Here is a 12,063-nt window from a genome sequence, read left to right as displayed (position 1 = left end):
CGGCAGCATCAATGGCAGTGGCACTGCCGTTGCCAGCGCCGCGTCCAAGCGCACGCCGCTGGTGTTTGTCGCCGCCAACGACGGCATGATGCACGCGTTCAACGCCAGCACCGGCTCCGAAGTCTTTGCCTATCTGCCTGGTGCAGTGATCACGGGCGGATTGGCAAACCTGGCCAGCGCCAGCTATGGCAACGTCGCCGCCGGTGTTCCGCACCAGTACTACAACGACGGCGAGTTGACGATTGCCGACGCGTACCTGCCGTCGTTGACCAAGATCAATGGTTCGTCCTGGCACACCATCCTGGTTGGCTCTTCGGGGCGCGGACCGACGGAGGTCGTCTATGCGATCGATGTTACCGACCCCGCCAACATCACGCCGCTGTGGGAGCGTTCCGCCGGCGACGGCCTGACCAACTACGGTGCTATCGGGCAGATGACCGGCAAGCCGGTGATCGCGCAAGTGGCCGATGGCAATTGGCAGGTGTTGATAGGCAATGGCTACAACAGTGCCAACAACACGGCATCGCTGCTGGAATTCCAGCTGGACACTGGCACGCTGAGCGTTCACGCCACTGACTCCTCAACCGTCAATGGCCTGGCCGCTCCCGTGGCCTGGCTGGACAACCCTGCCAATGGCCTCAGCACGGAAGCCTACGCCGGTGACTTGTTGGGACGGGTATGGTCCTTTCCGCTCACGGCGACTACGACCACGGGCACGGGAACCAGCCAGGTCACCACGATCAGTGCGGACCTGAGCACCGCAGGCAGCAAGGTGTTTACCGCGACTGACAGCGGCGGCGTTGCCCAGCCCATTACCGCCGGCATGTTGGCGGGCCGCGACCCCACGACAGGCAACGTGTGGCTGTTTTTCGGCACCGGCGAGTATCTGAGCTCGGGCGATCTCTCCAACAAGAATGTGCAGACGTGGTATGGCGTGATCGCGCAGGTCGTGCAACAGACCACGCCCGCCATTCCGGCGCTGCCGTATAAGCGCAGCGACCTGAAGCAGCGTTCGATCATCTACGAAGTGGATGGCGATTCCAGCGCCACGCCGCCGACCCTCGGCGCGCGTGCCGTGTCTACCGCTGCTGCCAACGATCTGGTGGGCAAGGGTGGCTGGTATATGGACCTGGAGCAGCCGACCACCGACAGCAGCGGCAACGTGACGGGTTACAACGCGCAGGGTGAGCGCATGGTCACGCCCAACCAGTTCCAGGGCAACCTGCTGTTGGGTACCACACGCATTCCGGTGGTCACGGATATCTGCAATCCGTCGGGCAGCGGCTGGGTGATGGCGCTCAATCCGTTTACCGGCGCCGGCCCCACTAATCCCTTCTTCCTGGGCAATGGTGCGGGCACGATCAAGCTGCCCAACGGCACGTCAGTGGCCAGTGCTGGCGTGGGCTTCACGTCACTGCCCAATAACCCGATTTTCGTGGGTGGCGACATGCTAGAGAGTTTCGACAACGGCACGACCTCCAGCCTGATGACATCCGGTTCGTCCGGCAGCCTCACCCGCGTGTCCTGGCAGGAGCTGATCAACCCATGAGGAACACAGCGATGAATCGATGCCTGATGGCGGACGGCGGCGTGAAGGGGGCTCGCAGGTCAGGCGCCGGCCTCCTGCGCCAGGCGGGCTTTACCTTGATCGAATTGATGATCGTGGTGGCCATCATTGCGATCCTGGCGGCGATCGCGTGGCCGTCGTATCTCAAGTCCGTGACCAAGACGAACCGGGTTGCGGCCGAGGGTTGCCTGGCGGAGTACGCCAATTACATGGAGCGGTACTACACGACCAATCTGCGCTACGACCAGAGTGCCGCGGCGACCCCCGTTCCCAACGCACCGCCCACACTCGATTGTGCCGCGCCGTCGCAGACGGGGAACAACTACACCTATACCTTGGTGGCCGCCAATCTCACGTCCACCACGTTTCTTGTTCAGGCCGCGCCCAAGGGTGCACAGCAAACTCGCGACACCATGTGCGGCACCTTGTCGTTGGATCAGGCAAACAATCGCCTGCCATCCACGGTGGGTTGCTGGTAACGCTGTCGCTTGAATGGTCCGGACCTTTCAGGTCTCGGACCATTGCCTGAGCAGGTTGTGATACACGCCGGTCAGCTGCAGCAGCGCCTGCGGATCGGCGTTGCTGCGGGTGAGCGTCTGTATCGACGCATCCAGCTCAAACAACAGGCGGCGCTTGCCGTCGTCGCGGATCAGGCTCTGCACCCAGAAGAATGCGGCGATGCGCGCACCGCGCGTGACGGGCACCACCCGGTGCAGGCTGCTTGAGGGGTAGATGATGATGTCGCCGGCGGGCAGTTTCACTTCGTGCTCGCCATAGGTGTCGCTGATGATCAGTTCGCCGCCGTCGTATTCCTCCGGCTCGGCCAGGAACAGCGTGCAGGAGATATCGCTGCGCAGCTGTTGGCCGCCAGCCACGGACATCACTGCACCATCGACATGGAAACCGTATTGTCCGCCGCCTTCATAGCGATTGAAGCGCGGCGGCAGCGTGCGCAGCGGCAGCGTGGCGGCGTGATAAAGCGGATGTCGGGCCAGCGCATCGAGCACGATGCGGGCCAGTTCGGCGCGTACGGGCGAGGCATCCGGGAGCTGCAGGTTGCGTTTCACCTGGGCGCCTTGTGGACCGACCGTCTCGCGCCCGTCGGTCCAGGTCGCTTGATCGAGGGCGTGCCGGATGGCGCGTACCTGCGCTTGGTCCAGGATCTGCGGGATATGCAAGAGCATGGCGTGCCTCGACTCGAAAGAGTGACGTGGCCTCCCCGACTGCCATCGGGACGGCCACGTTGCGCTCGATCAGCAGTGCCTGATCAGAACCGGATATTGGCCGTCAGCATCGCCGAGCGCGGGGTACCTGGGGTGTAACGGTAACCGCTCTTGTTGACCGCTGCGACATAGTCCTTGTCGAACAAGTTGTACAGATTGAGGCGCAGGTCGAAGTGCTTGTTGATCGGGTAGGAGGCCATCGCGTCGAACACCCAATAGGCTTCCGTATACGCCGGCGTGCCGATCGCGCTGTCGGTACCGCGCTGCATCTGGCCGTTGTAGCGCGCGCCGCCACCGATGGTGAGACCGAACGGCAGCAGGTAGCTGGTCCAGCTGGTGAAGGCCTTCTTCGGCGTGTAGGCCAGGTCGGACGAACCATCGGCTGCCACGGAAGAGCCGCTGAGCACGCTGGCATTCATGGTGGTAAAGCCCGCGGTCACCGCCCAGTTGTCGGTGATCTTGCCTACCGCGCTCAATTCGACGCCTTGCACGCGCTTCTTGCCGATCTGGTAGTAGAGCAGGGTGACCGGATCCTGCACGAGGTCGTTGCTTACCGTGGTCTGGTAGAGCGCACCGGTGAGCAGGATCCTTTCATCGAGCAGTTCCCACTTCGTGCCGATTTCATACGTGCGTGCACGCTCGGGCTCGAGGTTGGGATTGTCCAGACTGTTGGTGGAGCTGCTGAAGGTCAGCGTGTTGCCGCCGGGTGGTTCGGCCGACACGGCATAGTTGGCGTAGAACGAGCCGTTGGGCATCGGCTTGTAGAGCACGCCGAGCTTCCAGTTCCACAGGTTGTCGCCAACGCTGGTGGTCAGGCCCGGCACGACGGCGCCCGTGGGCAGCGTGCCGCAGGTCGGGCCATTTCTCGCGCCGCACGCCACCATGCTGGAGTAGTCGGTGTTGTAGTGGTCCATGCGCACACCGGTGTTCACCTGCCAGTGCTCGTTGAACTTCAGCGTGTCGAACACATAGGCGGAGGCGGTGTCGGTCTGGCCATCCGTGTAAGCGCCGTTCTGGCCGTAGATCAGGCCCTTCACGTCCCAGTTCGGGTCGTACAGATTGGCGGCCGGCCAGGTCGTGCCATTGAGCGGGACGATGCCGATGGTGGTGGCTTTTTCCTGCGTCAGCTCGATGCCGGTGCTGAGATTGTGCGTGATGGCGCCGGTCTGGAAATTCCAGGTGAGGTTGGCCTGGTCGGTGATGATGCGGTTGGACTGATGCTTGAACGTCGGGTTGCTGCGCGCAATGGTCCAGGTGGACGGGTCGTTCGGATTGGGCGTGAGCAGATTGGCTGCGGTACCCATGAACGAAGTCAGCAGATAGTCCTCGGCGGTGCGTCCCCAGCGGAAGGTGTTGTGGAACACCATCTGGTCGTTGATGTCGTGCTCGATGCGCGCGGTGAACATGTCGGCTTCGACGTGGTCATGGTCCGCCGTGGTGCCGTAGAAGTTGGACGAATCCACTTCCGGCGCGTTGGTGAGGAACGGGCGCTTCGGATCCGGGCTGGAATAGCCGGGCAGGCCGATCGTGGGCACGCCGCCATCGGGCACGTTGTTCTGCTTGATGTGCATGTAGTCGAGGTACACGCGGGTGGCCGTGCCCAGGCCGAACGCGAAACTCGGCGCGACGCCCCAGCGGTTGTTCTCCACTTTGTCGCGACCCGGCACGCCAAAGTCCTGGCCCATCACGTTGAGGCGGAAGGCCGAGCTGGTACTGACCACCTGGTTCCAGTCGACGGTGGCGCGACGCTGGTCGGCGCTGCCATAAGCGACGGTCGCGCTCACGCCGTTGCCGAGCTCGGGCTGCTTGCTGACCATGTTGATGGCGCCGGTGGGCGCGGTGCGGCCGTTGTCGGTGCTGGCCGGGCCCTTGATCACTTCCACCGACTCGGTGTTGAAGATGTCGCGCGAGATGGTGCCCAGGTCGCGCACGCCGTCGACGAAAATGCTGCCCGAGGTATCGAAGCCGCGCATATAGATAGCATCACCGGTGGAGGTGGTGCCGTTCTCGCCGACGTAGAACGTGCCCACGCCCGGGGTGTTGCGCAATGCCTCGGTCAGCGTGGTGGCGCCCTGCTGCAGGAACAGGTCCTTGCTGATCACGGTCACCGTCTGGGTGGTATCGAGGATCGGCTGCGTGTACTTGGACGAGGAGAGGTTGTCGATCTTGTAGTCGCTGACGGCCGAGGCTTCCACCGACACGCCTGGCAGGTTCTTGGGTGAGTTGGCAGCGCCGGTGGGCGAGGTGGTCGTGTTGGTGGTGGCGTTGGCGACATCCGCCGGCGTGTCCGCAGCCAGGGCAGGATGGCTCATCGCCAGGCCGGTCATCAGAGTGGCTGTCGCAACACTCAGGGCGTTGCGGGTTACGGGATGCTTGCGGCTCTTTATGTGGGCCATGGGTAGCTCGTCGAATGGAGGGGGCGATCAGCCGAAGCTGACCGGGGTGGATCGACGAGTAGCGGCGGCGGGCGTCGATGGCGGCATAAGTCGGGGAAACAGGGGTTGGGAGCCTTGCTGCCTGATCGGGTGGTCCATCACCAGTAAGAACCCGCCGGCAAACATTTCCTAAATGTTATTGGCAATGAGAATGAGTTGCAATTAGTTGCGAAGAATTTTGCTGTTCTGGCCCTCAGACCAAGGTGGAAGGGGCGGGAGCGTGGGTATGGCGTACCCTCTCCCCCCTGTTGGCGAGGAGTCGAGCGATGCGGATACTGGTGATTGGCGCGGGGGCTACCGGCGGCTATTTCGGTGGGCGCCTGCTGGAGAGCGGGCAGGACGTGACGTTCCTGGTGCGCGAGAAGCGCGCAGCCCAGCTGGCCGAGCACGGGCTGGTGATACGCAGCAGCCTGGGCAATGTCAGCCTGCCGAATCCGGCGACGGTACAGGCCGGCGACCTGCGCGGGACGTATGACCTGATCCTGCTGAGCTGCAAGGCCTATCACCTGCCGCAGGTGATCGAGGACATGGCCCCCGCGGTGGGGCCACAAACTGCGATTCTCCCGGTCCTCAACGGCATGCGGCATCTGGACCTGCTGGATGCGCGCTTTGGTGCGCAGCGCGTGCTCGGCGGCCAGTGCGTGATTGCGGCTACGCTCGATGCCGAAGGCACGGTGCGTCATCTCAACCAGTCGCACAGCGTGACCTTCGGCGAACGCGACGGCGAGCGATCAGAACGCGTCGAACGCATTCTCGGCTCGATGTCCAAGGCCAAATTCGAGCCGCGCCTGAGCACCACGATCTTGCAGGACATGTGGGATAAATGGGTGTTTCTCGCCTCGCTCGCCGGCATCACCTGCCTGATGCGCGCGCCKGTGGGCGACATCATGGCGGCATCCGGTGGGGAGCCGGCAATCCTGCAATTGCTGGAAGACTGCCGCAGCGTGGCCGAGCACAACGGGCGCGCGCCGGGCGACGCGGTAATGGCGCGCGCGCGTGGCGTGCTCACTGAGAAGGGCTCGGCCCTGAGCGCCTCGATGATGCGCGACCTGGAGCAGGGTGGGGCGATCGAGGCGGATCACATCGTGGGCGATTTGCTGGCGCGTTCGGATGCGGCGGCGGATTCGTTGCCGATGTTGCGGACAGCGTATGCGCATCTGAAGGCGTATGAAGTGCGTCGCGCGCGGGGCAGGTAAAGCTGCCGTCGCCTCTCTCCTGTGGGAGCGCACCCTGTGCGCGACGGCCTCATGCAACGGCCTCGCTCGAGGTTGCGGTCGCGCACCAGTGCGCTCCTACAGGGGGAGGGGGTCGCAAAACGGCAGTCATTGTAGGAGCGCACTTGTGCGCGACAACCTCATGCACGGATATCGCCGCGGCGCTGCGTCGCGCACAGGGTGCGCTCCCACAGGTGTTTCCCGGGATTTGGAAAAGACGTCCAAAAGAAAAGGGCGCTGCATGATGCAGCGCCCTTTCTTGTTGCCGATGCCGAAGCCTCAGCGGTGAGGCATTACCAGATCTTCACCTGCTYCTCGCCCGAACGCACCATCGTGTCGCCCGGCTTGCACTGGTAGGCGGTGGCGAAGGCTTCCATGTTCGACGGAGCGCCCATCGCGCGCAGCGAGGCCGGTGCATGCGGATCGGTGTTGAGACGGAGCAGCGCTTCCTTCTCGCGCACGCTGCCGCGCCACACGCGGGCCCAGTTCAGGAAGAAGCGCTGGTCTTCGGTATAGCCGTCGATCTTCGCGGCGGCTTCCTGCGGGTTCTTCTTCAGCGCTTCCTGCAGGGCGTCGTACGCCACGTTCAGGCCGCCCAGGTCGGCGATGTTCTCGCCCAGGGTCAGCTGGCCGTTGACGTGCACATCCGGCTTGTCCTTGATCGGCGCGTAGTCGTTGAACTGCGCGACGAGCCTGGCGGTGCGGGCCTCGAACTTCTCTTTGTCTTCCTTGGTCCACCAGTTGGCGTTGTTGCCTTCGCCGTCGAACTGGCTGCCTTCGTCGTCGAAGCCATGGCTGGCTTCATGGCCGATCACGGCGCCGATGCCGCCGTAGTTGATCGCGTCGTCGCCGTTGGCATAGAAGAACGGCGGCTGCAGGATCGCGGCCGGGAAGTTGATCGTGTTGTCGGTCGGGTTGTAGTAGGCGTTGACCGTCTGCGGGGTCATGCCCCATTCCTTGCGGTCGGTCGGCTTGCCGATCTTGTTGAGGTCGTACTGGTAGTTGAACTTGGCGGCGGCCATCACGTTGCCGTAGTAGTCGCCCTGCTTCAGATCCAGGCCCGACCAGTCACGCCACTTTTCCGGGTAACCGATCTTGGGCAGGAAGGTGTTCCACTTGGCGATCGCCTTTTCCTTGGTTTCGGCGCTCATCCAGTCGAGGTTCTCGATGCGGGCCTTCAGCGCGTTGCGCACGTTGGTCACCAGCTCTTCGGCGCGCTGCTTGGCTTCGGGCGTAAACACCTTGGCCACGTACAGCTGGCCCAGGGCTTCACCCATCGACTCGTTGACACCGCCGAGCACGCGCTTCCAGCGCGGCTTCTGCTCCGGCTGGCCGGACAGCGTCTTGCCGTAGAAGTCGAAGCGGGCGTCCTGGAAGGCCTTGCTCAGCAGCGGCGAGGCATCGTCGATGGTGTGGAAGCGCAGGTAGGCCTGCCACTGGTCAGCCGGCGTGCTGGCCAGCATCTTGTCGAACTGGGCGAAGAACTTCGGCTGCGACAGCGAGAAGCCCTTGTCGACGGTCACGCCCTGGGCCTTGAAGAAATCTTCCCAGTTGAAGTGCGGGGTGATCTTGTCCGCTTCCTTCAGGGTGACGAAGTGGTACTGGTTTTCCGGGGTACGCAGTTCCACCGGCGCCAGCGAGGCGGCGGCCAGCTGCGTTTCGAACGCGAGCACCTGGGCGGCCTGCTTCTTCGCATCGGCTTCGGATACGCCGGTCAGTTCCAGCACCTTGACGATGTGCTCGACGTAGGCGTCGCGGATTTCCTTGTACTTCGCGTCGGTGTAGTAGTCCTTGGTCGGCAGACCCAGGCCAGCCTGCTGGGTGAAGCCGATCTGCATCTTGGCGTCCTTGAAGTCCGCGCCGGAGCCGAACTGGAACACCTGCATGTCACCCGTGGTGAAGTTCTGGGTGAGGTAGTTGGCCACGTCCTTGCCGGACTTCAGCGCGGCAATGGCATCGAGCTTGGGCTTGATCGGGTCGAAGCCAGCCTTTTCGATGGCAGCGTCGTCCATGCCCGAGGCGTACAGGTAGCCGATCTTCTGCTCGATGGAGCCAGCCTGCGCGTTGGCGGCGCCCTTGGCGGCGTCGTCGACGATCTGGTGCTGGGTATTGAGGCTGTCTTCGGCCAGCTTGTCGAACGCGCCCCAACGGCTGCGGTCGTTCGGGATCGGGTTGGCGGCGACCCACTTGCTGTTGACGAAACCGTTGAAGTCCTGGCAGGCCTGGATGTTGGTGTCCAGGTCGGCGATGTCGAACACGCTCTTGGGCGCGGCAGCTGCCATGGCGGCAGTGCTGGCGGCGGCAGGCGCGGTGCTGCTGGCGGCCGGGGCCTTTTCGGCATCGTCGTGCTTGCCGCAGGCGCTGAGCGACAGCGCCAGGCTCACGGCGAGCGCAATGGGCTTCATATACGGTTTGGTCATGGAATTCCCCTGTGGGTCGTTGGCCGCGTTCGGCAGCCGATGGTGGTAACCATTGTGTGCAGCTCTGGGCGCCTGTCCTGATGGGGGACAGGTTCCAAGGGCTACCCGGACGGTATCTCGGACTTTTGAGGCTAGGCCGCAAGTCACGGGGGAGACAGTGTCAAAGGTCAGGGGGTTGGTGCAAGCAGGGGGGTTGGGTTGGCGCCGCGGCGGCTGGGGGCAGAGGCCCTTGGTTGACGGCGGACCTTCGGGTGCGCGGGGGCGATGAGGGGCGGTACGACCGTGTCTCGCATCGATGCAACGAAGCCGTCATCCCGGCGCAGGCCGGAGGCGCTCTTCAACAGCCGCATGGCTGGTCATCCAGTGTCGTCAGTCTTCGGTTGTCGCCTCGAGGCCAGGGTGCCGCCTACGCGGCGGGCGTTTCGAACGGCTGCCGCCGCTCGAGTCACTTTTCTCTTGCTGGCCCAAGAGAAAAGTAACCCAAAGAGAATGGCCTAAAAGAGCAAGGGCTCGTAGCGTCGTGTTGGATACGATCTTCTGTCGCTTGAGGGTATCGGAAGCGTGGCGATCGTCCGACATGCGTCGCCGCTACGCCGCAACGCGCCATGGCGAAGAGGACTTAAAGCATTGCGTTCCTTTGCTGTCTTTTGGCGATGATTCTCTTGAGAGCCAGAGTTCTTTCGCCACGACAGAAAGGTCGAGATCGACACTCGCAATCCCGCTCTAATCGACAGTCTCACTGCGCTTGCAGTCACACGCCGCAAATCGCATGAAAATACGATGGTCGCTGTTATTCGCCTGTCACTTCGCAAGCCTATGGTCCGTGGCATCCGCGCTTGAGGGGAAGCGCATCACCGCGACCGTAGGGAGCCCTCCATGCGAAACAACCTCGCTGTTTGCATTGCCGCGTGCGTACTCAGTCTTTCTGCCGTTTCCCTCGCTCAACTTCCCGTGCATGCCGAAGCGTTCACCGATGCCAGCCTGCATCATGGCGGCGGTGATGGGGACGTCCATACGTCTACGCCGATCAAGCACCTGGTGGTGATCTTCCAGGAGAACGTTTCCTTTGATCATTACTTTGGCACCTACCCGTATGCCGCCAACGGCAAGGGTGAGCCGACGTTCTATGCGCGCCCGTTCACGCCGCACGTGAACGGTTACGACAACAAGCTGCTCACGCATAACCCGAACCAGGCGAACAGCGCGAATGGCACGGGTGCGATCAATCCGTTCCGCCTGTCGCGCGCTCAGGCGGCGACCGCCGACCAGGATCACGCCTATGGTCCGGAACAGAAGGCGTTCAATGGCGGCGCGATGGACCTGTTCCCGAAGTTCACCGGTACCGGCGAGACGTTGCCGGGTGCGACGCCGGATGAGGAAGGCACCGGCCAGGTGATGGGCTATTACGATGGCAACACCGTCACCGCCATGTGGAACTACGCGCAATCGTTTGCGCTGAACGACAACAGCTACAACACCACGTTCGGTCCGTCCACGCCGGGCGCGATCAATCTGATCTCGGGTCAGACCAACGGCGTGACACAGACGCTCAACGGCACCGGCAATGAAGTGGCCGATGGCCAGGGCGGCCTGACCTTGATCGGCGATGCCGATCCGATCGGCGACGTGTGTTCTTCGCCCACAGGCAATCAGGTGCAGTTCGGCGGCAAGAACGTGGGCGACCTGCTCAACCAGGCGGGTTTGACCTGGGGCTTCTTCGAAGGCGGTTTTGACCTCACCCAGGTCAATGCGAATGGCAGCACCGGCTGCGCGCGCAAGACCACCTCGACGGTGACGCAGGCGAACGAGAGCGACTACATCCCGCATCACCAGCCGTTCCAGTACTACACCAGCACGGCCAACCCGACGCATGCGCGCCCCACGTCCGTCAAGACCATCGGCCATCAGGGCGACGCCGGCAATCACCAGTACGACATCAATGACTTCTACGCGGCCGTGCAGGCGGGCAACTTCCCGTCGGTGAGCTTCCTCAAGGCGCCGGGTTACCAGGATGGTCATGCCGGTTATTCGGATCCGCTGGACGAGCAGCAGTTCATCGTGCGCGTGATCAACTTCCTGCAGCAGCAGCCCGATTGGCGCGATACCGCCGTGGTGATCGCCTATGACGACTCCGATGGCTGGTACGACCATCAGGCCGCCCCGCGCATCAATGCTTCAAGCACGTCGTCCGATGCGCTCGATGGCGCGGGCCTGTGCAAGGCGCGCGGCACGCTGCCGGGCACCAACAGCAAGGGCCAGCCGGTGCAGGGACGCTGCGGCTTCGGTCCGCGCCTGCCGCTGCTGGTGATCTCGCCGTGGGCCCGCAGCAATCATGTGGACCACACGCTGACCGATCAATCGTCGGTGACGCGTTTCATCGAAGACAACTGGCTGCGCGGTGAGCGTCTTGGTGGCGGTTCGTTCGACAGCGTCGCCGGTTCGCTGGTGCCGATGTTCGACTTCTACCAGCCGTTCCCGGACCAGCGCCGCCTGATCCTGGACGAACAGACTGGCCAGCCGGTGAAGCAGCCCAAGCCGTGGCCGTGGTCCGGCCTGCCGCACGGGCACGAGCACGGCTAAGCTCTAAACGCTTGCATGGCACGCCCCGGACGATGGTCCGGGGCGTTTCGTTTTTCCTGCTCGGAGGTGCTGAATCTTGCATCCCTCGCGTCGTCGATTTCTCCAGGGCATGGGCTTGCTCGCGGGCACGGGAGCATTGCGTGCGTTCGGCGCGCCCATGCACATGGCCATGCCGGCTGCGAAGGGCAGCGGACTTTGCAAGCATGCCGTGGCCGACCAGACCAGCGTGCCGCGCCTGCTCGACCCGTCGCGGCTGACACCCTTCGTCGATACGCTGCCGCGGCCGGAAGTGCTGCATCCGAAGGCGGGAACCGCACTACGCATTGCGATGCGCGAAAGCGAACAGCGCCTGCATCGCGATCTGCCACCCACCCGCCTGTGGACCTATGGCGACAGCATGCCTGGCCCCACTATCGAAGCACGCAGCGGCGTCCCGGTGCGCGTGGAGTGGAGCAATCGACTTCCGCTCAAGCACTTCCTGCCGATCGATCATCACGTCTGCGGCGCGGAGCCGGATAAGCCGGAAGTGCGTGGCGTGGTGCATGTGCATGGCGCGCGCGTGCCTGCCGCCGACGACGGCTATCCCACCGACTGGATGGTGCCCGGCCAGTCGCGCGCCCAGAC

8 protein-coding genes are annotated in these 12,063 nt (G+C 63.6%); 5 read left to right on the top strand and 3 right to left on the bottom strand.

All coding sequences use genetic code 11. The annotated features are described in order from the left end of the window. A partial coding sequence (locus tag AC1DMG_RS15215; protein WP_477180714.1) for a pilus assembly protein occupies positions 1–1,549 on the top strand: 1,549 nt, incomplete at its 5' end. An 11-nt stretch (positions 1,550–1,560) separates the two neighbouring features. Continuing rightward, positions 1,561–2,046, top strand: a complete 486-nt coding sequence (locus AC1DMG_RS15210; RefSeq protein ID WP_477178043.1) for a type IV pilin protein — start codon at positions 1,561–1,563, stop codon at positions 2,044–2,046. Positions 2,047–2,073: 27 nt separating this feature from the next. Here AC1DMG_RS15210 and AC1DMG_RS15205 read toward each other — a convergent pair whose 3' ends face one another. Next, positions 2,074–2,751 (bottom strand): Fe2+-dependent dioxygenase, encoded by a 678-nt coding sequence (locus AC1DMG_RS15205; RefSeq protein WP_477178044.1) that lies wholly within the window; start codon positions 2,749–2,751, stop codon positions 2,074–2,076. Positions 2,752–2,834: 83 nt separating this feature from the next. Beyond that, on the bottom strand, positions 2,835–5,186 hold the full coding sequence (locus AC1DMG_RS15200) for a catecholate siderophore receptor Fiu (protein WP_477178045.1): 2,352 nt from the start codon (positions 5,184–5,186) through the stop codon (positions 2,835–2,837). Between the two features lie 305 nt (positions 5,187–5,491). On the opposite strand from AC1DMG_RS15200, the gene panE reads away from it, so the two are divergent. Then, entirely contained in the window at positions 5,492–6,421 is a 930-nt protein-coding gene (gene panE, locus AC1DMG_RS15195) for a 2-dehydropantoate 2-reductase (RefSeq protein WP_477178046.1), read from the top strand. 311 nt (positions 6,422–6,732) lie between these two features. Here panE and AC1DMG_RS15190 read toward each other — a convergent pair whose 3' ends face one another. Further along, positions 6,733–8,859 (bottom strand): M13 family metallopeptidase, encoded by a 2,127-nt coding sequence (locus AC1DMG_RS15190; RefSeq protein ID WP_477180713.1) that lies wholly within the window; start codon positions 8,857–8,859, stop codon positions 6,733–6,735. A gap of 876 nt (positions 8,860–9,735) precedes the next feature. Between AC1DMG_RS15190 and AC1DMG_RS15185 the strand changes: the two genes are divergently transcribed. Then, positions 9,736–11,439, top strand: a complete 1,704-nt coding sequence (locus tag AC1DMG_RS15185) for a phospholipase C (protein ID WP_477178047.1) — start codon at positions 9,736–9,738, stop codon at positions 11,437–11,439. A 76-nt stretch (positions 11,440–11,515) separates the two neighbouring features. Beyond that, positions 11,516–12,063: multicopper oxidase domain-containing protein (locus tag AC1DMG_RS15180; protein WP_477180712.1), on the top strand; the 548-nt coding region annotated here is incomplete at its 3' end.

Source organism: Dyella sp. 01N36 (genome assembly GCF_056399745.1).
This window is presented reverse-complemented; position numbering and strand designations above follow the sequence as displayed.

Bases quoted from the DNA above. Each gene is read 5' to 3' on its own strand.
- AC1DMG_RS15210 (WP_477178043.1), top strand. From the start codon at position 1,561: ATGAATCGATGCCTGATGGCGGACGGCGGCGTGAAGGGGGCTCGCAGG.
- AC1DMG_RS15205 (WP_477178044.1), bottom strand. From the start codon at position 2,751: ATGCTCTTGCATATCCCGCAGATCCTGGACCAAGCGCAGGTACGCGCC.
- AC1DMG_RS15200 (WP_477178045.1), bottom strand. From the start codon at position 5,186: ATGGCCCACATAAAGAGCCGCAAGCATCCCGTAACCCGCAACGCCCTG.
- AC1DMG_RS15185 (WP_477178047.1), top strand. From the start codon at position 9,736: ATGCGAAACAACCTCGCTGTTTGCATTGCCGCGTGCGTACTCAGTCTT.